Here is a 26,166-nt window from a genome sequence, read left to right on the forward strand (position 1 = left end):
TCCGTCGGCTCAAAGCCATACTTCAGGGCGGACCACTCCGATGGGGGCTGACCAACGGGGTGGAACGCCTACCCGACTCCTGACCGGCGAGCGCACCATTCGCGGCATCGCAACCTCCGCCGGATGGGCAGCATGAGACGGGTGAGCAACAGCGGATCGGACGCCCGGCTGGCTCAGTCATCGGGCAAGCCGGCGCCTCCGGATACGCGGCAGCAGGTCGTTGATGCCGCCGTGGCTCGCGTCGTCGAGAACGTCACGGCCAGCTTGAAAGCGATGATCCCCGAGCACGCGATCCGCCGGCTGATCGAGCTTGAGGTCAGGGCGGCGGTGCAGGCCTTGCCGCCGGTCATGGTTGAGCGGGCAGCGGCGCCCCAGGTGCCACAGTCGTCGCCGCAGCCGCAGACAAGGACGCTGCCTGAGCCGGGACCGGCGCTGGCACCTGAGCGGCTTACCTACCGAGTGGAGGAGGTCGCCGAGATCATGGGCGTCAGCCAGACGACGGTATGGATGTGGATCAGGGAAGGAAGCTTGGCCGCTCGCAAGGTCAGCCGCATCCGCCTCATCCGCCGCGTCGACTTGGAAGCGTTCATCGACGCCATGCCGGCATCGCGGGGAGACTCCAAGGACGAATGACGCCGCCGCCAGCACCGTGACTAGGGCGAGGCGGCTCTGATCTCCGCCCCGCGTGCGCCACAGATCAAGTTCAGCCAGAGACGGCTTGGGTCACGGCCTTGCTTGTCCGCTTCACCGTCTTCGCCACCCGTTTCAGCGCGCTGGTTGCGACATCACCGGCCCGGGACAGCAGACCGCCCTCCTGCCCGCTGTTCAGGCGCTGCTCGATGGTCATGAACTTCGCGCCCTGGGGCGTGGGGAGGCCCGAGCGGTTCCGCCTCCACGAGGGGCGTCTACGAGCTTTTCCGGCCATTCCATCCTCCGATAGACAGGGAGGGGGTATCTAGGCATCGGATCAGGCTCGCCCACCCGCAGTCGGCAATGCCGCCCATCGAGCAGGGGATATGCCCGAGATCCGCAGGGGAGGCCCTGGAGGCGTTTTCGCAGGCTTTCCGGTTCGAGGCCCTGCCCGAGCCCCAAAACGCCGTCAGCGAGGCTTTGAGGGCAATTTCCGTGCTCCTGGGTGACGAGGGCGAGATCGAGTCCTCAGAGTGCGCCGGCTGGCTGCGCGCTCAGCGACGACCGCCATCGGCTCCCGGCTTCATGGCTCGCTCGACAGCCTCCATGGCGCTCTCGAAGGCCTTGGCCTCGCTGCGGTGGGGCCGGTCGGACCGCTCAATCAACTTGCCGCTCCGGCGGATCGCCCATTGGAAGTGCCCCTCCGGCTTGGGCAGTGGTGAGACCTCGATGGAGTAGGGATGGGGGACTTTGTTGGCCATGGTTGCGCTATGCCAGGCTCCACGCGGTCACACCATAGCCAAAGCGATGTGGACTGCTGCGGGTTGGCGAGTGGACTCCCGCGTGCTCAGCTGGTTGGGTTCCAACCCGGGCGGCCACCCCGTTCAATGGCAACTAGGATGATCCGCCGGTGTGCGTGCCACTGGTCTAGGATCTCATGCATCAGATGGAGCAATCTTTCGGCTTCCGTGGTGTCCCACCCTTTAGCTTTATTCTCCATGATGCGTTCGATGAGCCTACCAACACGCCTGTCTGCATCAGCGATATGCCGATCAGCGTGTGCAAGTTCGGTTCTTTCGTGCTGAAGATCGGTCATGCGGTGGTCCTCTAGTGCGAGGCAACGCATGAGAAGTGATCCAGGGTCGGGAGCGTGTTGGCACATGCCCCGATCGGCAGTGGCGCGTGAGCCCCTTAGCGGCTCACGCCAGCGGGAGAGCGATGTTGCTGGCGAGCAGCAGGGTGAACCCGGCGAGGATGGTGGACGCGAGCATCATAGCCGGTCCTATCAGGGGGTAGCCTCAGCCGATGTACGGCCAGGCACGCAGAGGGCAGCAACTCTCGGCAGCCGGTGCAGCGTTGACCGTTTGGCCTGACTGCTCGACCGGAACGGTGTGAGCCGCCTTGGCGGGTCCAAGATAGGTCCACCCGCTCAGGATGGCCCCAGCAACAATGATCCGAATGATGGGCAGCATCGTCCTATCCCCCTTGCGGCTTTGAGCGACCGTCGATGCGGGGCGTGTAGAGCTTAACCATTGCACCTGTGTTGCGTGGCGCATTGCGTGAAAAGGGTCAGATATGATCCTGCACTCAAGCTACGCCGGTCGGCGCGGCTTCTCCTGATGGACAGAATTGTCGCGAGTACGGACCGAAAGCCCTCGGGGGAAGTTCACTGAGCCTGAGAGGTTTCTCTCACCACGGACAAATTGCATGAAACGCGTTCTTCTCACTGCCATGACCGTCGCTGCCGCGGTTGCTCTGCTCCCAGTGGCGGCCGATGCACGTCCCGGTGGAGGCGGGTTCCGGGGCGGCGGGTTCGGCGCCGGTGGCAGCGGCTTCGGCGGCGCGCGCATCGGAGGTGTGGGCGGCGGCTTCCGCGGTGGATCAGGACTGGCGGCGGGTGGCTTCCGCGGCGGCGGAGGCCTGGGTGGCTTCCGTGGCGCTGCTGGCGGCTCTGGGCTTGCTGTCGGTGGTCAACGCGGAGCTGGTACCATCGCAGCTGGTGGCGTCCGTCCTGCCGTTGGCGGCTTTAGCGGACGCGGGTTCGCCGGCAATCGAGGCGGCTTCCATCGGGGCCGAGGTTACGGGTACGGAGCTGCCGGGCTAGGCGTGGGTCTCGGACTTGGCCTGGCTGCTGGCGGCCTTGGCTATGGATACGGCGGCTACGACGATGGGTACTATGCCGGCGGTTATGCTCCGGCCGGATACGGCGGGTTCGACGAGGGCTACGAGCCTGCTGCGGCCGAGGTCACATCCGATGCCGATCAGGTGAGCTACTGCACCCAACGCTTCCGGTCGTATGACCGGGCCACCGGCACTTACCTCGGCAACGATGGGAAGAGGCATCACTGCCCGTAAGCTTCCCTGATTACGTGATGCCTGAAGCCCAGCGGCCGAGACCGGCTTGCTGGGCTTTGTCGTGAGAGCTGCAGGCGCGAAGAACCGGCCGTGCCCAGATAATGTGGGTCGCTGAACGACCATTAGGCCGGCGGCCGAACGATTGTTGAGTGGATCGCCTGGGCTCACGGGCAGATCCGGTTGAGGGACCCGCTTGCGGATGGAGCCGCGCTCACCTTTGATCGGCTGACCGCCATCTAGGCCTGGACCACCACTGGCGTTGCCTGCGTTGGCCATGTCGCCGAACCTCTACCATACGTGCCCGCCCCAATGCGCCGAGAATGCGCCAAAAATCCGCAGCGGCGGCCCTGGGAGCGTTTTCTAACGCTTTTCGGTCCGGAACCTGCCCGAGCCGAGAAACACCGTCCTGGAGGCTCTGAGGGCAATTTCCGCTGAGCCGGGCGATAAAGGCGAGATCCAATGCTCCGAGTGCTCCGGCCAGCTGCGATGGTCCCGGGCCGAAAACGAGCATATCTGGTGTGGGTAGAAGGCGGATGGCGCATGCCGGCAACACTTACGAGCCGTGAACTGTGAGTATCAGGGCCGTCCACGCGAACCGATGGTGATCAATCGGTTTCGGTGGGTGCCTTTCGGATGAATGTCAGCATCTCGTTCAGAGGCAGCGATCCAGGGTAGTCGGGGAAAGCGAGGGCAACGGGTGCCCCGAGAGCTGCCATGATGTCCCGCAAATCCTCGACCCATGCATCAGCTTCAGCCTGGGTCGCGAAGCCGGTACGGACCATCGTCTTGTCCGGCTCAATGGTCACCGTGACGGAAAATCGCCCATCCGGCATGTCAAAGATTTGATACGTCACTCGGCACGCCATGCGGTAGTCCTAACGCAAAAAGCCAGCTCTGAAAAGGTATGTTACGACAATTTACTTTGGGATGATCTGGCAAAGGAGGCCTTTGTTCTCTCTCGCTACGATGTCATGCGCGAAGAGGGATCCAGTGGGAGAAGGGTCTTGAGCCTGTAGCTTGGCCACCGGAATGTCCCCTCGGGGTGGATTGGACACTCTGATCGCTGAAGGTGGCTGCCTTTGATCTCTGTGGCCCCCCTGCCGGGTGTTTGCGGTTGTAGCAGCGGCTTTCGCGGATCGACCCAGACCTATTGGCTTCCTCGATCCGGCCACTCTCATTCGGTGGCCCACCGCCGCTTAGTTGGTATTAACCCATGTCATGCATCGGCCGTACCCCGGGCTCTCCGGCCGGCTGCGATGGTCCCGAGCCAAGAACGGACATATCTGGTGACAGCGAGAACAAACCAAGGGGCCGGCGGCACCGCGGTTGCGCACTGGCCTTGTCGCTTGACGTCCACGCAAATCGGCATGCTCGGACTCGCGCGTTCTGGTTAGTCGCCGTCGGGCCGAAACACGTAGCCCACGCCCCTGACGGTCTTGATGAAGCGCGGGTTGGTCGGGTCGGGCTCGACCTTCTTGCGGATGCGGTTGATCCGAACGTCGATGGCCCGGTCGAACGCCTCGGGGTTGCGGGCATCCGCGAGGTCGAGCAGGCGCTCCCGGGTCAGCACGCGCTTGGGGTTGTCGAGGAAGGCCTTGAGCAGGGCGTATTCGGAGCGGGTCAGGATCTGCTCGGTGCCGGCCTCGTCGCGCAGGCGCAGGGTCTCGGTATCGACGACCATCCGGCCGAAGCGGACGCCGTTCTCCTGCCTGGCCTCGGGCTGGGTCGCTTGAGGAGCCGGTTCGGCCGGGGCGCCACGCGCCTGCGCCGCACGGCGCAGCACCGAGCGGATGCGGGCCACGAGCTCACGCAGCTCGCAGGGCTTGGGCAGGTAGTCGTCCGCCCCGAGCTCGAGACCGACCACCCGGTCGATCGGGCTCGCGGTGGCGGTGAGCATGATGATGGGGATCGTCGAGCGGCTCTTGAGATCGCGCACAATCGAGAGCCCGTCCTCCTCCGGCATGTTGAGATCGAGGACGATCAAGTCGGGCGTGACCTCGGCGAGGCGCTGCCGCAACGCGCGGCCGCCATCGCACAGGCTGACCTCGAAACCGTGCATCCGCAGGTAGTCGCCTACCATGGCACAGGCGCCGACTTCGTCGTCCACAACAAATATGTGTGATATATTCGATGTCACTGTCGTTCACAAGGATTTGTACGAGTCATATTTTGCTGTTTGAGTGGCAATCACAAGGACAGAGAAATAAATCTTCGTCCTGTCGATTTACATTTAGACGAGGTGGCTTCTTATTCCATTCTGATACCGCCTAAAACGCCCGCGAAAAGACGCGCAGTTAAAATATCATCATCAGTGAAAATGCCTGGAAGCCGTGCGCATAATTCCAGACAGCTCACATTCGTACCATTGCGCAAGATTGGCGCTATGATAAGCGATCGGTGGCTGCTAAGCTTCACCGTTGCGGGATCAGCACGTTGATCGCAAAAAATGTCAGAAGAAAAGAATGGTTGCCCTGTTCTCATGCATAAATCGGCAAAGGGAACCGCGGACCATTTGGGCGCACTCGCCTGACTCGCAGCAGAGCCGATAGCCGCATCGTAGGTAAGTTTCTTGTCCTCGCGTGTGATAAGAGCGGCACCATCAGCGCGTGGCACAGCGGCGAGACAGTCGCGGAGAATAGACGATATATTCGGCTTGATCCCGCCTAGGCTCATAGAAACAGCCTGCTGTGCCCGGATCAGCGCAGCACAGCGAACAGCATCAGCGCGCATTTGCTGCTGAGCTTGATGATATGCTTTAAGCGCGCGATCGCGCTCCATGATAGCGCGTCGGAGTTCGAGTTGCGCTACCACCTGCCCAGCAAGGGCTTTGAGTGCATTTGCCTGCGCCTCTGAAAGACCTTCTGGTCGGGGCAGCTTGTCGACCACGCACAAGGTTCCGAGAGCGACGCCATTAGGGTTCTCAAGTCGCGCACCTGCGTAAAACCGAAGATATGGATCGGCTGTCACAAGCGGACTATGACTCGTGCGTTCATCGTGGAGGAGGTCCGGAATTACTAAAGTATTGCGCTGCTTCAAGGCATGGACACAGACAGATTGATTGAGCGGTGTCTCACAAGCATCGAGTCCTACACGAGCCTTGAACCATTGACGGTCTGCGTCAAGTAAACTGACAAGAGCAATTGGAGTATCACATGCCTGACTGGCTAACATGGCGATGTCATCGAAGGCTGGCTCTGGCGGAGTATCGAGAATGTTATAGCTCGATAAAGCATTCAAACGCGCTGCTTCTTCGTTTTTTTTGTTGCCGATCTGGAAGTTATGAGTCATATGAGCAGCACGCTTTCTAAGAATAATTTTTAATGCCGGCGCGATCTTTAGTGGCTTACGGCCAGCAGGACAGCGATGTTGCAGGCCAATAGAAGGGCGAACCCTGCGAGGATGGTGGACGCGAGCATCATGGGTGATCCGATCGGCAATCAGCCTCAGCCGATGTACGGCCAGGCCCGCAGAGGGCAGCAGTTCTCGGCATCAGGTGCAGCATCCGCCGCCTGAGACGATTGTTCGTTCGATGCGATGTACCCCGACACGGCAGGGGCCACATGGCTCCATCCAGTCAGGATCGCGGCGGCAGCGAAGATCCGGATGATGTTCAGCATCGTACTATCCCCTTGCAGTCTTGAACGACCGTCGACGGAGGGGCGTGTAAGGCTGAGCCATTACCTCTGTGTTGCGTGCCGTGTTGCGTGGTAAAATGCAGGTGTGATCGCGCACGTAGGTTCGTCGGGCCGCAAGGAGGTGCCGTCCGTTTCTGCGATGTGGAGGCTTCCTGATCTGCTACGATATCAGGACACTTCTGATCGTTCAGACCTGTTATAAGCCTGTAGTACCAGGATCAGGAGTTGGTGGTGTCGAAGCCAGGAGCGTTCGTCAGAGGCCAGAGCGGCAATCCGAAGGGCCGACCGAAGGGCGCTCGCCATAAGACGACTCTCGCCATGGAAGCCCTCCTGGCAGGCGAGGCTGAGGGCCTGACCCGCAAGGCGATCGAACTTGCCCAGGATGGCGACACGGTCGCGCTACGCTTGTGCCTCGACCGCCTGATGCCTGTCCGCAAGGACCGGCCTGTGCCGTTCGCCCTGCCGCCGATCGAGACCACCGCCGACCTGACGAAGGCAACCGGGGCGCTCCTCACCGCCGTTGCCTCCGGCGAGCTTACACCCTCTGAGGCTGCCGAGCTTGGCAAGCTGGTGGACGCCCACGTGCGGGCAATCGAGGTGACGGACGTTCAAGCCCGCCTCGACGCCCTGGAGGGTCTGAAGAAATGAACCGCACCCTTGAGAGCCGCCTTCGCAGACTGGAAAAGGACGCCGACATGAGCAACCTGCGCCACCTCACCGACGACGAGCTAGACCAACGCATCCTCGACAACCTTCGTCGGATGATTGCCGGCCATAGCAGCGTCATGGATGCCATCGCGCATTTCCGGGGTACGAACGATCCCGGATACGCAGAGATGGCCGACACCCTTGAGGAGGGCTTGCCGATGATCCGGGATGTGATTGCGCGTCAGTATCCAGCCGGTGCTTGACCGCGTGAAGGACCTCTCGGGTTTGTAAGTTGCCTTTCGGCCCGCAGAGTAGCCAATCACTGCGACAGCCGCACGGGTTGGTCCCGCGGCGGCCCGACGCCGACCGGCACCGGCACGTTCGATCCGGCATAGTTGGAGTTGATGGTAAGGTTGGCACTGCCTTCCATGCGGACCGTCCGGGCGACCACGACCGTCCAGGGCGACTGGTCGGCGACCTTGTTGTTGTTGCCTTTCACGGTCAGGTCCGCGTTCGGTAGGTAGACCGTGCCGAGGAGCTTGCGGGCGTTGCTGGTCGAGATCTCGATCTCGCCGGCGTAGCTGGGGTCGGAGATCAGCACGAAGCCGGCATAGGGTCCGCTCTTGCGGCCTTCGAGCTGCAGCACGGCGCTGCCGGTGATCTGCGCCGTCATCAACCCCTTGAGGATTACCACGACGTCGTTACCGCTGATCGTCGTGTTGCCGCCGACGCTGAAGCTGGGACCGACGAAGTAGTGCTCACCCGGCGCCAGCACGAGGTTCGCGTTCCCGAGGAGCGCGATGGCGCCGCAATGCACGCCGGGATTGAGGTAGAAGGTGCCGCTCCCAAGGCTAAGGGAGAGCGAGTCGCAGAGAAGCGGCACGTTGATCTTCATTGCCGCGAAGGGGTCCTGCACCGCTGGCGCGTCCGTCACCGGATTGGGGCGGATTGAGCCGGAGGCGCTGCCGACGGCGCGCGCCTCGCCAGCCCACACGGTGGCAGACCCAACCGCCGTCAGGTTGGCGTTGCTCTGGACTAGGCAGTCATTCGCCGTGATCGCCGACCTGCCCTGCAACTCGATGCTGGCCAAGCTGCCGGCCTGGGCTCCAAGCACGCAGAGCGGCTTGCGCGCGGTGCGGATCGCTGTCGCGCTGGCCGAGAGGTTCCAGCCGCCCGGTGGTAGCAGGCTGCCGAAGAACGAGGCGCGACTCGCCTTCTGCTGCACAGTGACCGCACGGGTCGCAGGATCAATCGAGGCGGTCGAGACGATCTTCCAGCGCAGGCGTAGGGGCCCAGCCATGGTGTCGGCGTAGAGCCGGGTCCGCTCCGTCGTGGCGGCGGACTGATCGATACCGAACTCGCCGGCTCCCTGAAGTGCTGCCGCATCGGCGTTGTTCTGGAGCTTCGATCTCGCCAGCATCACCTCCGCGATCTCGGCGACGCCGACAGCTGCCATTCCCACGACCGGCAACAGCAAGCCGAACAGGACGAAGACTGTGCCCTGCTGGCACCGCAGGAAGCGGTTGCGGCGATCGGCGAAGCCCGAGATGAAATTCATCATATTCTAACGGACCACTTAGGCCAGTGCGCCCGATGCAAGGACACGTGGCGCGCCATCGCGGGCGACACCAGCACCAGAGCAGCAGAGTGAATTTGCGATTGGCTGCATCTGAAACGGACGCACGTTGAACTATTCTATAATTCTGATCTTTTTGTCTGATATTTTTACGATTTTAGGACAGGACACAACGAGTCGAATGTCGTCGTAGTCCTTATCGCTCCCTCCAGATGGTGGTCTATCTTCCCATCCATAATACATGTATTTTCCTTCTTCGCAACTATCTTTAGTAGTGACAGGCTCATGCTTTTCATTGCTGTTAGAGAGTATGCCACCGTCCTTTTTTGTTTTGCATTCGCTTAGATCTTTGCATACGATTGTTTCTAGTATCTGATCTTTTGTCATATCTATGTATATTTTGGTAGATCCATCTACAATCTTGTAGCCCTTCATCTTCATCGTTTGAATACGCAAACCCGTATCGATAACAGTGTCTGTATAATATTCATAAACCTCTTGTTTTTTGTCATCCCATCTATTTGGATAAGCACGGGCGTTCCTGACATTCCGCAGCATATAGCTAGGAGCCTCGTTCTTCGTGCAGGTCGGCGATGTCTGTGATGAATAGTCCGTGGGATTTGTGGCATTGTCAGCGATCGGGGTAAGCCCTCGTCTTCCAGCATCCGCTTCCTTCTGACGCTCAGGATCGGATGAATAGCAATAAAAATAGATACGGTTGTAATCGGCTGCTTCAGGTGATAATAGAGAAGAAGTCGGAGGTTTAGTCTCATAGACAGGAGCGACGCGAACAACTTTTGTTGAAACAGAAACAATCATTTGATTGCTCATATTTGGTAATAAATGTATAAACATTGTTGATAATTTGGTTGATATTGTTAATTTATAAGTCGATCCGTCTAGCCACGATCCAATTATATTTGTATTGTCCTGACCTACCTTAGTACCCAGTCTTTTGCTGAGTTCGTTTTGCCCGAGACTGAAGCTCGCGCTCGCTGCCGCGACGGTATCGGCATCCGCAACGAGGAGTGCGGTCCGGTCACTAATAACTTGCTCGATTGTGCGAACTCGTAACGCGACACCGTAGTCCACGGCAGCGCCAAGGAAGCCGACCACCGGAACGAGCAGGACGGCGAATATGAGCACGACGGCGCCGCCCTCGTCGCCCTTGAAAGATCGGCATGCGTTCGGCATTTGCGATATCAGTTGTCAAAAAAGTACAATAAAAATTAGATACGCCTTATTATTTAATTTTCTACCAACTTGCTCAAAAACAAAAAACAATATTTCGGATGCGTTCTTGCCCCAGTGAAACAATTTATTTGCCGCAAAGTTATTTTTTGATATACAAATGTGACTGATAGTGTCGGCTCTAAGAGGTGAAAGAACGAGAGTGGGCGTGTACATCCTCTGTCGCCTCGGGCGTTGAAACCGATCCCGGTTGGCGTCGCTATTGCGCTGGCTAGTGTCTATCTCGTGTTCGAAAGCGTGGTCATCCTCCATCCCAGGAGGCGCTCTACGTTGGGTCGCAACTAACGAATGTCTGTGCCGTCGTGCGGCTTCGCTGCTAAGTGCAGATGCCTTGCTGTTCCGGTCGCCCTTCAGCGAGGCCGGCGGGCTGGGTCTCTTCGGAGGGAACGCCCCGGCCCGCCGCTACTCAGTGAGTCCGAGAGAGTACGCGCTTCACAGCCGTTGGGGTCCACCGGCCTCCGCGCGATGCGGTGAGGCCGCGAGCACTCAGCCCATCAGCAATCGCCTGCAACGTCGTCGCACCTTCAGCCCGGATCTCATTAATAATCGGAGCAAGATCCACGGCCTGCTGCTTGGCTCGCTCCTGTCGAACTCGGATGCTCGTCTCCCAGCCTTTATCTGCAAACTTGTCGAGCCCTACTTTCATGCTGCTCATTGGATCAGACTAGCTTCTACCCCGGCAGGACCTACCGGATCCGGTGTGCCGTCTTTCGACTGTCGGCATGTCTCGGGTGCTATTCGACACACTCGCCCCCTCGCTCAGCATAGTCCGTACCATGCGCCTCACCGCGTTACCCCGGCCTGCGCAGTCACGCCAGCAAGGTAGGCTTGACCGTAGAACCTGATAGGCTCCCTCCGCAGCAAGCCCGCCGACTCGGGGGAGCAGGGATGCCGATCCGGCCGGAGCACCGCTTCTTCTACCCCATCGACTGGCCCCAGCTCTCCGACGCCATCCGCTTCCGCCGGGCGCGGGGCCGATGCGAGAAATGTGCCCGGCCTCACCTGCAGCGCGTCTTCCACCTCGGCGACGGTCGGTGGTGGGATGCCGAGATCTCGGGCTGGCGTGATGGTCAGGGCCGCCGGCTCCGGCAGCGGCTACGCGACGAGGACCTGTTCGCCCGTGTCCGTGTCACGAAGGTGGTGCTGGCCACCGCCCACCGCGACCACGACACGGCCAACAACGAGGACGCCAACCTGGCGGCGTTCTGCCAGCGCTGCCACATGCTGCACGACCACGACGAGCATCAGCGCCGGCGCTGGCGCACCCTGTTCCGGCGCAAGGCCATGGGCGACCTGTTCCAGGGACCCTATTCGGCGGTCCGCGGCAGCCAGCCCCAATGAAGAAGACCCCGTCGCCGGGCACTGCCGGCTGGACGGGGCCATCTCCCGTGTCGTGGTGCGCTGTCGCCCAGGTCATTGCCTGGCTGTCTCGGGTTCTGCCTCCCAGCCCTGAGATCATGAGAGCAGAATAGGAGCCATCCTTGAACCGCAGGCTAAGAATTGCGGTGAATAAGCGGAAAGAGGTATTGCCGGAACCTTGCCGTCACGGCGGAATGACATGGGCCAGGCAGCGGCCGGCCAGCAGCCGGCCCCCTCCAGGCGACAAGCAGGAGGAACCATGCGCCGTACCATCCCGATCATCGCAGCCGCGAGCCTCGCCGTCGTCGTCGGCGGCAATGCCCTCGCCGCAGACCCGATCGTTGGGCGTGCCTCGGTGACAGACGGCGACACCCTAGTGATCCGTGGCTACCGCATCCGGCTCTTCGGCATTGACGCCCCGGAGGGCGCGCAGCTCTGCCAGGATGCAGGCGGCAAGGACTACCGCTGCGGCCAGAAGGCGGCGCTCGCCCTCTCGGACAAGATCGGGGCCGCCACGGTGACGTGCGAGTCCAAGGACCAGGATCGCTACGGCCGGATCGTGGCGGTCTGTACGGCCACCGGGATCGACCTGAATGGATGGATGGTTGGCGAGGGTCACGCGCTCGCCTACCGGCAGTTCAGCACTGTCTACGTGCCTCAGGAGGACGCCGCCCGAGCAGCGAAGCGCGGCATCTGGGCCGGGACGTTCACGCCGCCGTGGGACTGGCGCAAAGCCAAGCGGGAGAGTGGTGAGGCAGCGACTTCGGCGCCCCGTGCGCCTGAACCGGCTACGCCTGCAGCGAGCGCCGCCGGCTGCCAGATCAAGGGCAACATCAACGCCAAGGGCGACCGGATCTACCACATGCCCGGCTCGCGCGATTACGAGCGCACGGCGATCAACCCGAATGCAGGAGAACGCATGTTCTGCTCTGAGGACGAGGCGAGGGCGGCAGGTTGGCGGGCGCCGCGCGGTTGATCCTGCTCTGGCACTACAGGAACCCGCTCCCCGAGTGCCCCCCTTGAAGGCGTTCGCGCACGCGAGGAGTGAGTGTCACTAAAGCAGTGATCCTATTGCATCCAGGCAAAGCGACAGGTCGTCCTCGACGACGTAAACATGGGGGCTCAAGCGCAAGGCCCCCGACCGTTCGCTCGCGAAGATACGCTGGTCCCGCAAGCGTCCGATAAACCCGTGCGGTAGGCCGCCCGTGGCGCGGACTCCTAGGATGTGGGGTGCGCGCCGCGCCCGCGGCGCAACCTGGAGCCCCAAGGCTTGGACGCCGTCGGCGAGTTGATCAGTTAGTCCGCGCAGGCGGGCGGTCACCGCCGACACATCCCAGCCGGCGATCAACTCCAAACCGGTCGCCGCCATGGGAAGCAGCACCGGGTCGTTCAACTCGCCCCGGTCGTAGCGCCGCGCGCCAACCACGGGCGGACGGTTTCCGATGTGCTCCTCAATTGCCCTGCCGCCCTGTCTGTGCGGCGCAGCGTAGAGGAAGGCGAGGCCGTAGGGACCAAGCGCCCATTTGTAGGTTGGAAAGGCAAGGAAATCTGGCCTCCACCGCATCACGTCTACCGGCACTGCGCCGACCGCTTGGGTCGCGTCGATGACAAGCGCGGCGCCCGTGGCATGGACCGCGGGTGCCAGTCGGTCGAGATCGATCAGCGTGCCATCGGTCCAATGCAGCGGGGTCAGAGTAGCGAGCGCCAGTGGCGGTGCGTCGGGACGACCAATCGCTGCCAGGAGGGCCTCTGTCCAATCGCTGTCGGAGGGGCGAGCGACTTCCTCGACGACGAGCCCCCTCTCGGCAGCCAGCCGGTCGAAAGCGAGGCACAGCGATGGAAACTCATCCGCGACCCGCAGCACGCGCCCGCCCGGCGCGAGCGCGAGATTAGCCCCCGCGGTTGCCATTGCATGGCTTACCGAGCCGACGATCGCGACATCGTCCGTGCCGGCGCCGACCAACCTGGCTGCGGCGCCGCGCGCCCGCTCCGCCCAGGCGGCGATCGCTTCTCGTGGGTGCGCCCAGGGCTGACTCTTAGCCAATATGCCGGTCTCGCCGGCCCTGCGAACCATGCGGGGCAACGGCGACCAAGCTGCTGCGTCAAGGTAGCTGACGTCAGCTGGTATCTCGAATAGGTGCCTCTGGCATTGAAGCAGTTCAGCAGCTGCGATCATAGAAACCCGTCTCCCGAATGCCCCTTGAAGGCGTTCGCCCGGCGGATGTACCCGACCACGGTCCGGGTATCCCGGTGCCCGGACTGATCCATGATGCGAGCCAGGTCCGCACCGCGCTCAGCTGCGGTTGTGATGTAGCCAGCCCTCAGCGAGTGCGCCCCGAACGTCGAGGCATCGAGCCCAGCCGCGGTGGCGTACCGCTTCACGATGTCGGCGACGGCTTGGCAGGTCAGGCGGGGAGGGTTCGCCAAGTTGGCGACTGCTCGCACCCGTCCGGATCTGGATACCGGCCGGAAGACCGGCCCTTCGATGATCCCCGCCGCATCGAGCCAGTCGCGCAGCAGGGCAACCGGCCGGATGAACCGACCCGCAGGAATGGCCTTCTCGAGCCCCGCTCCTTCCTGGTCCACCTTCGACCGACGCACGCGCACGCGTAGGCCTTCGGGATCCTCGCGCAGGTCTTCCACGTCGAGGGCGACAAGCTCCGATCGGCGGAAGGCGCCGGCGAACCCAAGGGCGAGTAGAGCTCTATCCCGCTTGCCCGTGAGCGTGTCGGGCGTGCGCATCAGCATGGCGGCCAGCACCTCGGCGGTAGCTGCCGCCTTCTGATCCGGCGCAGTGCCAACCTTGCGGCGGATGCCCTTCAGGGTGGCGCGCACCGCCTCGTCTTCGGTCGGGTCTGGCAGCCGGGCGAGCTTGTGCGCGTACTTGATGGCCGCGAGACGCCTGCCGATCGTCGAGGCAGCTCGGCCCGCCTCCGCCTCGGCTACCAGGAAGCCTGCCACAGCCTCAGGGCTCGCCGGCAGTGACCGGAAGCCATAGCGGCTGCACCATGCCTCGAACGCGGCGGCGTCGCCCCTGTAGGCCCGCACGGTCGCATCGGCCTTACTGGCGCGCTGGTAGGCCTCGACGAGGCTGGCGGCTTCGGCGGGGAGGCCCGCGGGAGTTTGCACGGCGGGCGTGCAAATTGGTTCGACGGGCAACCCTTCGGGATTTCCGGGGGGTTCAGCAGGCGAAAAGATTTCGTTTGCAGCCGGCGCCGGCAGGGCGGGCAGCTGATCCGGCATCGGATTATCCGACATCGGCGCAGCATCCTTTCCCGGCCCCGAGCGCTTCCCCGATCATCGCGCCCATCTCCTCGTCACCCCAGGCGGGCAGGCCGAGGTAGTGCCCCGGCCGGCGAACCATCCCACACCAGAACCGCCCGTGCTCGAACTCCATCGCGGGGCAAGGGGCGCCGTCCATCGCGCCCGGGACGAACTGGCGAGCCACGCCACAGGGCTCGGCCGCGCAGCAGAAGCCGCAGCCGTTGCAGGCCGAGCCGAAGTCAGGCTTGGGCGGCGCCTTGGCGGTGATCGCCTCGACGAGGAGCCAGGCGGCTTCCGGCATCTCGCGGAACAGGCCGGCGGGGCTCGAGGCCGAAGCGCCAGCGCGCCCGGTCCCCGGATCGGGGGAGCGCGCCGGCAACTCCCCGGCAAGGCGGCGGGATCCTACCACACCGGCACCCGCGGATGAATGATAGCCTGGGCTTTGTTTCATCACCGACCCTGCGATCGCGCCTGACTGAAACTTTCGAGAATGCCGTTTATCGAAAGTTATATGTCTGCCGTCGAAACGGCAAGCCGGCTTGCTATCAAGCCATTGACTTATCCAGCCGGATTGAAGCCAAAGCATCAAGCCTGCACGACGCCTGACCGGCTTGATATCAAGACGTCGAGGCTCCGAGCCGTCGAGGTGGCGAGATGCGGAGACGCCGTGTTAACCAGCCGTCCCGAATGCTCGGCGTCCTGACTTCCACCTAGCGAGACGGCTTCCGTGCGAACCATCACGATAGCGGCCCGCAAGGGCGGGGTGGGCAAGACCACGCTCGCGACGCACCTGAGCGTCATCGCGGCCGAGGGCAGCAAGCCCGTGCTCTTGTTCGATACGGACCCGCAGCGGTCCCTTGCCTGGTGGTGGCAGCTTCGAGCCACCGAAACACCGGCCCTCGTCGAGTGCGAGGCACGCGAGCTGGCGACGATCCTGCCAGCGGCCCAAGGTGAAGGCGTCGCCTTCGCTATCATCGACACGCCGCCCCATGCCGAGAACTCAATCTCGGAAGCGATGCGGTCCGCCGACCTCGTGCTCGTGCCGACACGGCCGGGGCCGTTCGACCTCGCGGCAGTTGCGACGACGCTCGACCTGGCGCAGCGCGTCGGCAAGAAGCCGCTCGCCGTCATCAACCACGCGCCGCCCCGCACTGGATCGTCCGAGCCCGCGATCGTGGCGGAGGCGCGAGAGACCCTAACGAAGATGGGCGCAACCGTTGCCGAGGCCGTGGTCTCGCAACGGGTCGCAATGAGCCACGCCGTGATCGGCGGGCAGACTGTGAACGAGTACGAGCCCGAGGGCCGGGCGGCAGCCGAGATGCTGGCGCTGTGGCGCGAGGTGCAGGGCTGGCTTCAGAGGTAGGGACATGGCGAACGAACGACCGAAGCTCACCAGCCTGTCGGACCGGCTGTCCCGCAAGGTGCAGGGTGCGGAACCGGCAGCGCCGACCGAAGCCGCCGAGGCTGCTCCCGATGGCGCCAAGGCCAAGGGATCGGACGGGCGTGTTCAGATCATCGTGCGCATGACGACGGCCGAGAGGAAGGCGCTCCGGCAAATCGCGCTCGACAACGACACGACAGCCCAGGCGCTCGCCGAGGAAGCTATCCGCGACGTGCTCCGCAGGTATGGACGCACCTAGCTCGACGGCACGCCCGCAAGGCGCCTAGACGGCACGACGGCTTGATAGCTTGCCGGCTTGAGTGCGTCGGAGACAAGGGTATCCCCGTCATGGGGATACCTTCGGGCGGTGGGGAGGGGCCGTGATGGCCCTCCCTTGCCCGAGCACCCGCGGGACACGGCCGGGACAGCCGCGGGACACCTCCTGCGCAGGGGTCGCCTGCAGATGCCTCTATCCCCCTGCGCAGAAACCGGGACAAGAACGGATCGTGCGCCGAACGTCCGTCACGCCGCGTCGGGAGGCGTCGGCCGGATCACCCTGAAGCGGAAGGGTAGGCGGTAGAGCCGGCACCCGCCTTCCAGGGCCTCAGGGGCTTGCCTAGAGGGCTCGCGACCCCTGGCGGGCACCCCCTCGGCAGCCTTGGACGGCATCAGGTGCCCGTACCTCTCTGGGAGAACCGCGGCCAGCAACTCCGGAGGCCAGTAATGCTCGATGGGCGTCATGGGCTGACCCTCTGGAAATCGGCGCCTCGCGCGCCGCGAGCGAAGCGAGCGTGTGACGGGGTTTCTTTGAACAATCCTTGAGGGATCATTGAATGATCGTTGAGCTATCGTTGTTACATCATTGATGCCAAAGGCTAAGCCGTTGATCGGCTTGCAGTTTGTGCCAGGGATCCAAAAACCGCGGCGTGTCCCTCGCATTGGTGGAGGAAGCCGGCGACCCACGCCCGCGTCTTCGCGGTGTTCGGTCGATAAACCGGACGCCAGATGCCGACGAGTTGCGCGTTGAGGACGTGAGCCTGAACAGGGCAGACGTACAGGTTGCTGTTCCCGAATTCACTCGCCACGCGCTGAAGCTGGCTCTCGGTCACCATGCGGCTGGCAGCCATCAGAGCTTCACGAGTGACCATTCGCTCTTCGTCGGTACCGTTCCACGGGCTGAACGGATGGATCGGTTGTGACCCCTCCTCCTCGCCGTCAAAGACGTACCCGACACTTTCGACAAGCCGCGCCTCCGAGAGGGCGTGCCAAGCCGCCCAGAACTCGCCCGCCAGCGTGTTGAACTGCTCCCCCTTCGCCTGCCCGATGAAGGGCCGCATCAGCGGATCATGGCCCGCCCATGAGTTGCCGCGGTCGAAGGCCCATACGCTGAAGCCCTGCCAGCGCGCGGCCTCAAGCCGCTTGAACGGCGTTCGGACCGCCGCGCGCGGCAAGCCGCCGTCCTCTGGAAGGTTGGCGTGCTGATAGACCCGCATCAGCACCATAGCGGCCCGCCCGTCGCCGATCTGCCGCAGCCTCGACAGCGGCGCGTCGCCCGCCCGGAAGCCATCCACGAGGCTGTTCGGCAGCCACACGAACTCACGGGGCAGCGACACAAACCGCGCCTTACCCTTGCCGCCCTCGACGTGCTGCAAAAGCATCTTCTGCACCAGCGCATAGGCGACCTGATAGTCGGGATCGCTCGACGCGGTGATTGGCTCCCGCTTGCGCCTGACGCGGGCCAGGACCGCCGTTTGCCGATCCGTGAGGGGCACCTTGGCCGCCTGATAGTCGCCCCAGCTTAGGAGCTTCCGCGTCGTCCCCTTGGACGGGGCCGTGATGAGACCGGCGTTTTCCAGGGTCTTGAGCGCGAGATCAGCACGGCCCCAGGTCAAACCAAGAGCTTTGACGATCGCGGTTGCGCCCGCCTGTGTCGTGCTGTGATCTTTGCCCGAGGTGTAGCGAGCGAGGACGAGGTAGGCAGGCGCCGCCAGGTTCCCGCCGGGCAGTCGCGCAGCGATATCGACGCACCGCCAATCGACCGCGAAGAAGTCGCCCGCGTCGCTCAAGCTTGCGGCTCCCGCAGGCGAACCCCGGGCCTCCCGTGGTTCAGGAACTCGACGCCTGCCGCCTCAAGGGCTGATTGCACGCGGCGAACTACATCCGCGCCGCTAGTAATCTCCCCCGGTCCCTTCGCTTCCATTTTCCTGATCGTGTTCACGTGAAGCTCTGCCCTAGAGGCAAGGTCTGCTTGTTCAACACCTAACAGGGCTCGGGCTGCCTTCAGCTGGTTCCCGGTGACGAGCATTCGTGTTTCTCACACACACAAGGGGGTTGACGGCACACACCGACACCCGTATGTATACCACACACACCGCAGGGTTTCCAGCCGACACGCAAGGGGTTCTAGCGATGGCCGCCACCCGCTCCCTCAACTGGTCGATCGCGATGAAGGAAATCGCCACGGCCCGTACCCAGCGCCCGGCGGGCCTCCTCGCTGCCCGCGGCCTCATCGCCGCGACCTCCGCCAAGCGCCGCCCCCTCGTCGTCGGTGGCGAGTACGACCGCGGCGCCATCATGGCCGCCGCTGTCGCCGCTGCCCGCGTCCACCAAGCCCGCACCGGCTGCGCCTGGGGCGAGGCTATGTCTGTCACCCTCAAGGCCACTTGGCAGATCGCCAAGGCCGCCCGCGCCGCCGCGGCGCACTGATCCGCTCCGGGGCGGCGCCCCGGACCACACCCCCACCACAACCCGACGACTTCCAACCCGGAGCCCCGCTCATGGTCTCGATGACGCTTGCCCTTCTGACCGTCCTGCCGTCCCGCCGCGCCATCGTGGCCGGCGCCGCGACCCGCCTCGCCGCCCCGGTGGCGAAGACTGCTCCGGCCCCCGCTGCCGCGCCCATCCTCGCCCTGCCGGCGCCGATCGCCGACGCCGACCCGATCCTGTCGGCTATCCGCGCCCACCGCCGGGCCTGGGCCGCCTTCCAGATCGCTCCTAACGAAGAGGCATCCGAGGCTGAGGAAGCCGAGTACGAGGCCGCGCAGGCCCTCCTCGGCACCGCCTGCGCCTCCCGGGCCGGCGCGCACGCCCTAATCGCGCATCTTCGCTGGTACGTCGCCGAGGAGGCCGACAACCTGCTGACGGCCGGGCTCGGCGGCTGCCATCTCGGCGCGCAGCTCAAGGCCCGCCTCGCCGAACTCGTGATGTTCGTCCCCGAGGCTTCGCCCCCGGCCGTGATCGCGCTCCCGGCACCCCGCGGCCCGAGCCCGCTGCTGGCCGCCATCGAGGCCCACCGCAGCGCCAACCTCGCCGCGACGCAGGCCGTGCGTGACTATGTGCGGGCCGAGGAAGACAGCGCCCCCGACGAGGCGCTGATGCTCGCCCTCGCCGATCGTGCCGGCGACGAGGAGGTTGCCGCCCTCAACGCCCTGCTGGTGCTCACCCCGGCCGATGCCGAAGAGGTTCGCACCCTCACCGCCTACCTCGCCACGGTGGCGCAGGATTTCGACAAGCACGCCTTCGGCGCCTGGCTGTTCGAGCGGTTCGCCGCTGCCGTCGCCCGCACCGCGTGAGGCTCGAGCCATGGCTTCCGCTCCCCGCCGCACCGTGCCGCCCGTCGTCCCTCAGTCGCCCGAGGCGCGCAGCTACTTCTCTTCTCGGGCCTACCAGCGCCGCGAGCCTGCCCCGCCTCCGGGGGTGGAGGAGCCCCACGAAGTCGAGGACTGGGACGCCATCCACGGCGCCTTCGCCGTCCGGCCGGACACCCCACATGTCCGCGCCCTGCGCTTCCTGAACGCTTCCGGCGACCTGCTGGCCGCCGTCGTCCTGATCGGGGGCGGCATGAGCCTGATCGGCCTCGCCTCGCACCTCTGACCCTGCCCCATTCTCGGCCGCCGTCTGGCCGTCTTGCTATCAAGCCAAAAGGACGTCTAGCTATGAAGCTCGCCCTGAAACTCCCCCGCCGCAACCCCGATGTGCCTCGCCCGTCCCTGCGCGAGCGCTACACCGCCCTCAAGGGCTCGGCCGCGAAGGTCATCCGCCGGAAGGCCCCGCCCGCCAGCGCTCCCGAGCCTGCGGAGGCTGAGACAGCTGCGCCCGTGCGGGTCCACGTCGATGATGCCACGCCCGGCCTGATGACCTTCGCCGACGCCTCCGGCGCCCTCCACACGAAGCCCTTTGCCGAGGGGGTGGCCTTCATGGCGGCGCGGCTCTACTCGATTGCTCGAAACGAGCACGGTCGCCGGTTCAACGCTGAGTGCGGCGACCTCGACGCTGCCGGCTGCGAAGCCTTGGATGCTCGGCTGCGGCGCGAGTTGCGGCTTGATGCTCTGCATATCCTCGCCTTCCGGTTCGAGCAGGCCTTCGCCGAAGGCCAAGCCAAGCGCGATGGCGCCAACCCGGCCAGACTGGCAGCCGAGAAGGTCGACCTTAAAGCCCTCGACGTGGGGCAGCTCGCCAACCTGTACGAGGCATTCCAGGTCGCCAAGCACGGCTGGGAGGGTGCGGTGATGCGGCCCTACAGCAGTGCGGCGAGAGACCCCGGCCGCGGATGCATCCACCTGACCAAGGCAGGTGAACAGGCGAGTTTCGAGGAAGAGCGCGCCGGCTTCATCGTGGATCGGATTGTCGAGGAGATGGCGCGCCGGACCCCGCAGACCAAGCACGACCGTGATTGGTCGTTGCTCGTGCGCCTTCAGCATGAACTCAACTGCGAAGACCGCATCAGGGACCAAGGGCTGATGCGAGAGATCACGCAGGCCTGGGGCGCCTAAGTCGCGCCGGTCTACAGCACACCTTCCTGAACCTTTCCCCGACTCCCCGTCCACACCGGAGCACGCCAGTGCCCTCTCTAAACCTGCGCAATCCCTTCCGCCGTGATGGCAGCAGCCAGCCTCTCCGCCAGCGCGCGGCCATCCTTAAGGCCGCCGCCGCCCGGGTGATCCGCCGCGAACCCTCGCCCCTCGGCGCCGCCAACCCGGTTCTGGCTGCGCTTGAGGCCGAGTTTCAGGCAGCGAACGCAGCCCTAAGCGAGGCGGATGCCGCCCTTGGCGAAGTCCAAGCGCCCTTCGAGGAGCCCGACCGGCCGAAGGCTCTGGAGCCCCAGCGCCGGGATTGGATGCTGCACAGCATCCCGCGCCCGGACGTGATGCAACTCGCCGACCGGAGCCTCAAGCCGCTGCACTACGGGCTCGTACAGGTCGAGGAGTTACGCGGGCGCCGGCACATGAAGAGGGCGCACGGTTTCGGTGATTGGGTGCCGGATCCAATGGCACAGGCGCGCGGCGATGGGATCGTGGCCGCCTGGGACGCCTGGCAAGCCGAGGTTGAGGCCGCCAAGCAAGCGGCCGGCATCCCGCCTCGGTTGGCTGCCTGGGAGGCCGCCTTGGACCACCGTGACGAGGTGCTGGAACGCATCCACCAGACCCCGGCCCGCTCGCTCGCAGACTTCGCCCTCAAGGCCCGGATCGCCTCGACGGTGTGCAAGGGCGAGCCCCTGAGCCCGGCCGATCGGCGCATCCCGACCGATTACGAGGACGCCATGCCCTACGCCATTGCGGCGGAGCTGCTCGCCCTCTCCGGCGACCGCACGGCGACTGGAGCCTGACTAATGTCAAACGTGGTCACCTTCCCGGCCCGACAGTCCGGAGCCCCCGCCCCCGCCCCCGCCGGCGCCACCCTGCCGCCTGAGATCCGCGAGCACATCGAGCGGGCCATTGAGGCGGCGCTTGAGACCGCTCAGCGCCTCATCGGCATCTTGGACCGCGCCGACAGCAATCCGGACCTCGAGGACGGCGGCGACGACGAGCCGTCCCTTGGCGCCCCTGAGGGCCACGCCTCGCAGATCGTGTGGCTGCGCGGATCCGACCTCGACCTTGAGACCGCCACCCGGGAGACCTTGTGATGAAGCTCGCCACCACCGCCCGCCTGTCCCTCGCTCTCGGTCAGCCCCGCGGCGTTGCGTTCGGCCTGATGAGGCTGCGCGCCATTCAGCGCCGCATCCTCGCCAAGGCGGGTCACGAAGCCGGCAAGGGCAACGTAATCACCGCCGCCGGCCTCCTCGTCCTCTGGCTCGTGGGGCTCTGATGCCGACTGCCATCCCGGCCGGCGAGCCCCGGCTTTCCGCTCGCCAGATCGCCCGGCTTGTCTGGCTCCGCCTGCGGACCCGCTACCTGCTCCGGCGCATGGAGCGCGCCAGCCTTCGGGCATCTCGTGTCGGTTTTGATCGGGCTGGCGGTCGGCTCCTCTACTTCGCCGATCGTTGGCTGTCGTGCCACGCAGAGGCCGCTGAGATCCTGCGGTGTGAGGAGCCGCCAGAGGTAGCGCAGGTTCGCGCGATCTTCGGCCGCCGCCCTTGAGGGAGCGCTAACCGTTACCCATCATTCTGCGCATGGGCCTCGTTGCGTATCGGCCCACCAGCCCCGTCAGGCCACCCGGCCGGCGGGGCTCGCTGTTTCTGGCCCTGACAAGCTTGACGGAAGCCCTTCGCACGCCCTGATTTAGGGAATGCAGCCCATCACCACCGTTCCTGTCGGCTCCCTCCTTGGCCCGATCGCCGCCGCGACGGTGCTAAATCTCTTCTTGTTCGCCTGGATATGGCGCGCCGATAAGATCGAGATCCGCGGCGGAAACAGCCCATGGTGGGCCGGAGTTATATTTCTCTCGTATTTTGCATTTATATTTTTGTTTGCGTACTATCTATCTGCGTACCCCGCTAGAAATCTTGCATCTATTTTTTGGGCGGCTCTGATAGCGGAGGCAATAGGAGGGGCGGTAACTTACGGTCTGGTATATTCATTTATAATATCACGAACAAAGCCATTCAGGGATCGCATTTTTGCAATGGTTGTATCCCTTGCAGTCTTAGCGGCAGTGATCGGCGCTACGTTCTTTCAGGTGTCTAATTGACCCTCCCTCACGTTTTTTATTGGCTGTTCATCTCTACGAAATCACGCGCACGATCATAGGCCGTTCGGATAAGCCCCGCCTCGAACGGATCGGTCATGTCCAGATCCTCCCATGCCGGCCACCAGGCGTTCCGCTGCCGGCTGTGCTCGTGCAGCTCGCGGGCAATCACGTCGAGGGGCTGCGGATCGGCGGGCGGGTGGGTCACGGCTTAGCGGCCTCCCAGATCGCGACCTGCCCCGGCATTTTTGCGGGGCGGTGCCTGTAGGCCGTCCACCGCCCCAGCTTGATCCACTCGGCCGTGACTTCGTGAACGTCCACCGAGAGCGTCACGAGGACCCCGCAGAAATCGCCCCGGATCGTGCCGAGAGTAGGCGAGACGCCGAATAGCCGCAGCGTGTCCCAGCCCATCGCATCAGCCTGGACGCCCCAGCGGTCGATGAACTCGCAGCAGAGCCGGTGCGTCTCGCGCCATTCTGCGTCGCGCAGGCCGCGACAGGGAACGACGCCCGGGGAGAGGCTGGCGAAGCCGCGGGACCAGGAGAGGACGGTAGGCGATAGCGCGTTCATGCGCCGGCCTATCCCGCGCGCCGTGCGGCGCAACCCCTGGGTAGTGTCTCAGTTTGAATTTATCCGTGATGAGCGCGTCGGTGGCAATTTGGGCACAGAGCCTGCGCATTTTCGACGGTGTCGTCGCCGTTTTCTGCTAAGGGGACCTTATGGTGCACCTCAAGGTATGGCTCGCCATTTGTGCGACGAGTAAAAGGCGCGGGCAGCCGACAATTTTCGCATGTCCCGTCCGCCCTCTTTAAAACGGACGCAATCACGGCCTGGCTGCGATCAAAAACCACAGTAATTACAAGCCTTTTATTTGGCTTGTTGCTCTTTGTTTTTGAGGGAGTCTTTTCTTTTGCTCGTATTTCTATACAAAAATCAATGACTTCACATTGAGTTTCTGATATTGCGTCCTTGAGTTTTCTTTCGTTTTCCTGTCCAATATAAAAGAAATTACTCACACCAAAATTACACTGCCCGCAATCGATTATGACATTTTCTACTAAAATTGTTACAAGCAATTTATGCCCGGGCTGAAGCCCATAAGTTGTTACAATTTCTCGCGGCACCGCCCACTGGTTCCATACTGTACGATCGACACCCTTTGGATTGACGTCTTTGCAAAAACTAAAGGCAGCATAAGCAAATTCGCGTAAAGTGTTTGTTCCCATTTTCTTCACCACCACTTCACTTCATTGCGGAAGGTTGCTCTGCCTTTGTGTTTGTATGCTCCGCGCTTCCCTGGCTTCGGCGCAGTTGCGTCCACCAGCGCCGCCGCGTCTTCCATACTCCCAAGCCGATCCGACACGCCCGCCGCCATAGCCGGGCTCATCCGATGGTTCTTGGACACAGTTTGACGAACGGTCCCGCTTCGTGCCGAATGGATGATTAAGGCGTCCCGCATCCCGCGAGTCGCCACCAGGATCACCGCCGCGACAGCAGCCACCTGAAAAAGCGAGACCCCCGGAAGCCTGCCAGGGCCGCCAGGGGTCTGAAGCCCCGAGGGGGCCAATCCAGTCCGCAATAGCTGGATCATCCCCCGAAATCGCTGTGCGAGTCAATCTGAAAGCCACGCTTTCGGAGACGGGCTCGGCTTGCCTGTGACGGACCGCCCGACCGGCGGCGCCGAATGCTGAACCGCGGCCCGAGAGGGCCGAACGATGACGTGTGTCTACCGCCTACCGCGCTCCGTCGCGGACAGGCTTGAGACGGCCCTGAGCGGCCGGAAGAATGCTGCTGCCTGCCTCGCCCTGGCGACGTGGCTCGGGCGGTTCTGGAGCGCTCCCAGGCGGCTCCTGTACAGCTTCCCAGTTGATAGGCGGGCGATCGCCGGCCGGGAGGATCTGGGGTTGTCGGAAGCTCGGATCCGCGGCGCGCTCGCGGTCCTGGAGGAGATCGGCTTCGTCGCCCGATACGAGCCCGATCCGGGCAAGCGGTACCAGCGCACGGCCGAAGGCCTGCACAGGAGGCCGCTGCTGTTCCGGTTCGCCGAGGAGTACGCCGTAGCTTTTACGGCAGCGAATGCGCGGGCTCAGGCGGCTCGTGGAGCCTCAGCACCCGCCCGACGCCCAATCCCGCGTCCCGAGCCCCAACGGGCGCCAGCGGCCAACGTCGTAGCTCCCCGGGCCATGCCATCAACCCAACTCGCCCAAAAGCAAAACCTAGGCGGAAGCCGTGTGATTATGGGCGAGGAGCGAGGAGACTCCCCCCTTGAGGCTGCGATTGAGAGGCTGCGCCGAGGCATCGGCTTATGACCAACATGGCTACGGAGCCGTCGCAAAGCTCTGCCGAGGGGCAGGGTCGCAGGCAGGCCAACGACTAGCGCGGACACTGAGCGTCTTGCATATCGGTGAGCTTATGCGGTTTATTGAGCGCTCAAAGCCGACGATCGATACTAAACTTGCGAGTTTTTCATGTCAGACAAGCTAGAGCCTCCGCCCCTTTCGTCTGGACTGCCAGAAGTGATCTCTTATTTGCAAAAGCAGTCACAGGACCAGCTTGAGGAAAAACAAATAAAAGCTCTGAGCGAGATAAGCTCTAAGACGCTGGACAAATCAGCTGCGTACAACAACATCATACTTGTTGCCGGATACGCCGGCGCGTTTACAATATGGAGCTTCACAAGGCTACAACTAACGCCCAGGGCAAATGTATGCATTGCCTTATCCTTATTATTGTCGCTAGCCGTATTTATCTTCTTCGAAGTAATAAAAATGACAATCGTCACTAAATATGTCTCCAGCAGGGCCGCAGCACTAAAAGCAGAAACCACTGCGGCTAGTAAGATAAAAATCATTCAAGAGCTGGATAATTCGAATTCGATCATATTAGCTAGATTTATGATTTTCTGGGCCATAACATTGTTCGTAACGGCGGCAGGGGCTCTATTCGCGCTTGCGCTCCTTGCATACAACTTTTCTGCCATTCTTATGGGCTTGCCCGCATGGCCTGCCTAAAGCGCGCCAGCCTGACCGCTCCTCGGAAGCCGGGCTGACGCTGCTTGTTTCCGTCATTCCTTACGGAGCCGCAACGCCCCGAAAGGCAGGATGCCAGCCCTGATCGGCCCCCACGAGGTGGTCCAAGTTCAAAGTTAGTGCAGTGTCGGCGTT

Annotated in this window: 34 protein-coding genes; 18 read left to right on the forward strand and 16 right to left on the reverse strand. The window is 63.4% G+C overall.

What is annotated here, in order from left to right; all coding sequences use genetic code 11:
• Positions 1-132: 132 nt before the first annotated feature.
• A complete protein-coding gene (locus MFF64_RS34080) occupies positions 133-633 on the forward strand; it encodes a helix-turn-helix domain-containing protein (RefSeq protein WP_238193565.1) in 501 nt (166 codons plus the stop codon).
• 70 nt (positions 634-703) lie between these two features.
• Here MFF64_RS34080 and MFF64_RS34085 read toward each other — a convergent pair whose 3' ends face one another.
• From MFF64_RS34085 to MFF64_RS34095, 3 genes are all read right to left on the reverse strand, one after another.
• Complete coding sequence (locus MFF64_RS34085; RefSeq protein ID WP_238193566.1) at positions 704-847, reverse strand: hypothetical protein; 144 nt, start codon at positions 845-847, stop codon at positions 704-706.
• Between the two features lie 337 nt (positions 848-1,184).
• Positions 1,185-1,391: a hypothetical protein gene (locus MFF64_RS34090; RefSeq protein WP_238193567.1), complete on the reverse strand. Its 207-nt coding sequence runs from the start codon at positions 1,389-1,391 to the stop codon at positions 1,185-1,187.
• Positions 1,392-1,477: 86 nt separating this feature from the next.
• Positions 1,478-1,726 (reverse strand): hypothetical protein, encoded by a 249-nt coding sequence (locus tag MFF64_RS34095; RefSeq protein WP_133123182.1) that lies wholly within the window; start codon positions 1,724-1,726, stop codon positions 1,478-1,480.
• A gap of 678 nt (positions 1,727-2,404) precedes the next feature.
• On the opposite strand from MFF64_RS34095, the gene MFF64_RS34100 reads away from it, so the two are divergent.
• Positions 2,405-2,734 (forward strand): hypothetical protein, encoded by a 330-nt coding sequence (locus MFF64_RS34100; protein ID WP_238193568.1) that lies wholly within the window; start codon positions 2,405-2,407, stop codon positions 2,732-2,734.
• 161 nt (positions 2,735-2,895) lie between these two features.
• A complete protein-coding gene (locus tag MFF64_RS34105) occupies positions 2,896-2,985 on the forward strand; it encodes a BA14K family protein (protein ID WP_238193582.1) in 90 nt (29 codons plus the stop codon).
• A gap of 605 nt (positions 2,986-3,590) precedes the next feature.
• Here MFF64_RS34105 and MFF64_RS34110 read toward each other — a convergent pair.
• The 4 genes from MFF64_RS34110 to MFF64_RS34125 form a co-directional block, all read right to left on the reverse strand.
• On the reverse strand, positions 3,591-3,851 hold the full coding sequence (locus MFF64_RS34110; protein WP_099901243.1) for a hypothetical protein: 261 nt from the start codon (positions 3,849-3,851) through the stop codon (positions 3,591-3,593).
• 524 nt (positions 3,852-4,375) lie between these two features.
• Positions 4,376-5,065, reverse strand: a complete 690-nt coding sequence (locus tag MFF64_RS34115; RefSeq protein WP_238193569.1) for a winged helix-turn-helix domain-containing protein — start codon at positions 5,063-5,065, stop codon at positions 4,376-4,378.
• Positions 5,066-5,232: 167 nt separating this feature from the next.
• Complete coding sequence (locus MFF64_RS34120; protein WP_238193570.1) at positions 5,233-6,273, reverse strand: GAF domain-containing protein; 1,041 nt, start codon at positions 6,271-6,273, stop codon at positions 5,233-5,235.
• Between the two features lie 155 nt (positions 6,274-6,428).
• Positions 6,429-6,602 (reverse strand): hypothetical protein, encoded by a 174-nt coding sequence (locus MFF64_RS34125; RefSeq protein ID WP_238193571.1) that lies wholly within the window; start codon positions 6,600-6,602, stop codon positions 6,429-6,431.
• Between the two features lie 249 nt (positions 6,603-6,851).
• On the opposite strand from MFF64_RS34125, the gene MFF64_RS34130 reads away from it, so the two are divergent.
• Both MFF64_RS34130 and MFF64_RS34135 read left to right on the forward strand, forming a co-directional pair.
• A complete protein-coding gene (locus MFF64_RS34130; RefSeq protein WP_099902362.1) occupies positions 6,852-7,268 on the forward strand; it encodes a DUF5681 domain-containing protein in 417 nt (138 codons plus the stop codon).
• The gene (locus tag MFF64_RS34135) at positions 7,265-7,531 is read left to right on the forward strand and encodes a hypothetical protein (RefSeq protein ID WP_099902360.1); all 267 of its coding nucleotides are present in this window, start codon (positions 7,265-7,267) and stop codon (positions 7,529-7,531) included. Before MFF64_RS34130 ends, MFF64_RS34135 begins: the two co-directional genes overlap by 4 nt.
• Positions 7,532-7,587: 56 nt before the next feature.
• On the opposite strand, the gene MFF64_RS34140 is transcribed toward MFF64_RS34135, so the two are convergent.
• The gene (locus MFF64_RS34140) at positions 7,588-8,829 is read right to left on the reverse strand and encodes a pilus assembly protein TadG-related protein (protein WP_099902359.1); all 1,242 of its coding nucleotides are present in this window, start codon (positions 8,827-8,829) and stop codon (positions 7,588-7,590) included.
• A gap of 129 nt (positions 8,830-8,958) precedes the next feature.
• Positions 8,959-10,038 carry a TadE/TadG family type IV pilus assembly protein gene (locus MFF64_RS34145; protein WP_238193572.1) on the reverse strand — a complete coding sequence of 360 codons (1,080 nt, stop codon included), beginning with the start codon at positions 10,036-10,038 and terminating at the stop codon, positions 8,959-8,961.
• Positions 10,039-10,983: 945 nt separating this feature from the next.
• Between MFF64_RS34145 and MFF64_RS34150 the strand changes: the two genes are divergently transcribed.
• Together MFF64_RS34150 and MFF64_RS34155 are read left to right on the forward strand one after the other, a co-directional pair.
• Complete coding sequence (locus tag MFF64_RS34150; protein WP_238193573.1) at positions 10,984-11,436, forward strand: hypothetical protein; 453 nt, start codon at positions 10,984-10,986, stop codon at positions 11,434-11,436.
• 277 nt (positions 11,437-11,713) lie between these two features.
• A complete protein-coding gene (locus MFF64_RS34155) occupies positions 11,714-12,430 on the forward strand; it encodes a thermonuclease family protein (protein WP_238193574.1) in 717 nt (238 codons plus the stop codon).
• Between the two features lie 78 nt (positions 12,431-12,508).
• Here MFF64_RS34155 and MFF64_RS34160 read toward each other — a convergent pair whose 3' ends face one another.
• The 3 genes from MFF64_RS34160 to MFF64_RS34170 are packed head-to-tail and all read right to left on the reverse strand — an operon-like array spanning position 12,509 to position 15,127.
• Positions 12,509-13,630, reverse strand: a complete 1,122-nt coding sequence (locus MFF64_RS34160; protein ID WP_273557199.1) for an aminotransferase class V-fold PLP-dependent enzyme — start codon at positions 13,628-13,630, stop codon at positions 12,509-12,511.
• Positions 13,627-14,697, reverse strand: a complete 1,071-nt coding sequence (locus MFF64_RS34165; protein ID WP_238193576.1) for a site-specific integrase — start codon at positions 14,695-14,697, stop codon at positions 13,627-13,629. The genes MFF64_RS34160 and MFF64_RS34165 overlap by 4 nt, the downstream gene beginning before the upstream one ends.
• Before the next feature lie 4 nt (positions 14,698-14,701).
• Complete coding sequence (locus MFF64_RS34170) at positions 14,702-15,127, reverse strand: hypothetical protein (RefSeq protein ID WP_238193577.1); 426 nt, start codon at positions 15,125-15,127, stop codon at positions 14,702-14,704.
• A 318-nt stretch (positions 15,128-15,445) separates the two neighbouring features.
• Here MFF64_RS34170 and MFF64_RS34175 point away from each other — a divergent pair, with 318 nt between their 5' ends.
• Positions 15,446-16,081, forward strand: a complete 636-nt coding sequence (locus tag MFF64_RS34175; protein ID WP_099901171.1) for an AAA family ATPase — start codon at positions 15,446-15,448, stop codon at positions 16,079-16,081.
• Between the two features lie 4 nt (positions 16,082-16,085).
• Positions 16,086-16,358 (forward strand): ribbon-helix-helix domain-containing protein, encoded by a 273-nt coding sequence (locus tag MFF64_RS34180; protein ID WP_099901173.1) that lies wholly within the window; start codon positions 16,086-16,088, stop codon positions 16,356-16,358.
• Positions 16,359-16,974: 616 nt separating this feature from the next.
• Here MFF64_RS34180 and MFF64_RS34185 read toward each other — a convergent pair.
• Positions 16,975-18,165, reverse strand: coding sequence for a hypothetical protein (locus MFF64_RS34185; RefSeq protein WP_099901920.1), 1,191 nt, complete (start codon positions 18,163-18,165; stop codon positions 16,975-16,977).
• Between the two features lie 343 nt (positions 18,166-18,508).
• On the opposite strand from MFF64_RS34185, the gene MFF64_RS34195 reads away from it, so the two are divergent.
• From MFF64_RS34195 to MFF64_RS34230, 8 genes are all read left to right on the forward strand, one after another.
• Positions 18,509-18,805: a hypothetical protein gene (locus MFF64_RS34195; protein ID WP_099901924.1), complete on the forward strand. Its 297-nt coding sequence runs from the start codon at positions 18,509-18,511 to the stop codon at positions 18,803-18,805.
• A gap of 71 nt (positions 18,806-18,876) precedes the next feature.
• On the forward strand, positions 18,877-19,671 hold the full coding sequence (locus MFF64_RS34200) for a hypothetical protein (protein ID WP_238193578.1): 795 nt from the start codon (positions 18,877-18,879) through the stop codon (positions 19,669-19,671).
• A gap of 10 nt (positions 19,672-19,681) precedes the next feature.
• Positions 19,682-19,972: a hypothetical protein gene (locus MFF64_RS34205; RefSeq protein ID WP_238193579.1), complete on the forward strand. Its 291-nt coding sequence runs from the start codon at positions 19,682-19,684 to the stop codon at positions 19,970-19,972.
• 62 nt (positions 19,973-20,034) lie between these two features.
• Positions 20,035-20,871 carry a hypothetical protein gene (locus MFF64_RS34210; protein ID WP_238193580.1) on the forward strand — a complete coding sequence of 279 codons (837 nt, stop codon included), beginning with the start codon at positions 20,035-20,037 and terminating at the stop codon, positions 20,869-20,871.
• A gap of 68 nt (positions 20,872-20,939) precedes the next feature.
• Positions 20,940-21,704 carry a hypothetical protein gene (locus MFF64_RS34215; protein ID WP_099904277.1) on the forward strand — a complete coding sequence of 255 codons (765 nt, stop codon included), beginning with the start codon at positions 20,940-20,942 and terminating at the stop codon, positions 21,702-21,704.
• A gap of 3 nt (positions 21,705-21,707) precedes the next feature.
• A complete protein-coding gene (locus MFF64_RS34220) occupies positions 21,708-22,001 on the forward strand; it encodes a hypothetical protein (RefSeq protein WP_099904279.1) in 294 nt (97 codons plus the stop codon).
• Entirely contained in the window at positions 22,001-22,183 is a 183-nt protein-coding gene (locus tag MFF64_RS34225) for a hypothetical protein (protein WP_099904281.1), read from the forward strand. The genes MFF64_RS34220 and MFF64_RS34225 overlap by 1 nt, the downstream gene beginning before the upstream one ends.
• Positions 22,184-22,603: 420 nt before the next feature.
• Entirely contained in the window at positions 22,604-23,005 is a 402-nt protein-coding gene (locus MFF64_RS34230; protein WP_133123559.1) for a hypothetical protein, read from the forward strand.
• 16 nt (positions 23,006-23,021) lie between these two features.
• On the opposite strand, the gene MFF64_RS34235 is transcribed toward MFF64_RS34230, so the two are convergent.
• From MFF64_RS34235 to MFF64_RS34245, 3 genes are read right to left on the reverse strand one after another with little or no spacing between them, the layout of a single operon-like run.
• Entirely contained in the window at positions 23,022-23,210 is a 189-nt protein-coding gene (locus MFF64_RS34235; RefSeq protein WP_099904283.1) for a hypothetical protein, read from the reverse strand.
• Entirely contained in the window at positions 23,207-23,572 is a 366-nt protein-coding gene (locus MFF64_RS34240) for a hypothetical protein (protein WP_099904285.1), read from the reverse strand. The genes MFF64_RS34235 and MFF64_RS34240 overlap by 4 nt, the downstream gene beginning before the upstream one ends.
• Positions 23,573-23,631: 59 nt before the next feature.
• A complete protein-coding gene (locus tag MFF64_RS34245) occupies positions 23,632-24,243 on the reverse strand; it encodes an HNH endonuclease (RefSeq protein ID WP_207768148.1) in 612 nt (203 codons plus the stop codon).
• 1,227 nt (positions 24,244-25,470) lie between these two features.
• Between MFF64_RS34245 and MFF64_RS34250 the strand changes: the two genes are divergently transcribed.
• Positions 25,471-26,013 carry a hypothetical protein gene (locus MFF64_RS34250; protein WP_238193581.1) on the forward strand — a complete coding sequence of 181 codons (543 nt, stop codon included), beginning with the start codon at positions 25,471-25,473 and terminating at the stop codon, positions 26,011-26,013.
• Positions 26,014-26,166: the final 153 nt, after the last annotated feature.

Origin of the sequence: Methylobacterium frigidaeris, assembly GCF_022179185.1 — a bacterium.
In the GTDB taxonomy this organism is placed as follows: Bacteria; Pseudomonadota; Alphaproteobacteria; order Rhizobiales; family Beijerinckiaceae; genus Methylobacterium; species Methylobacterium frigidaeris.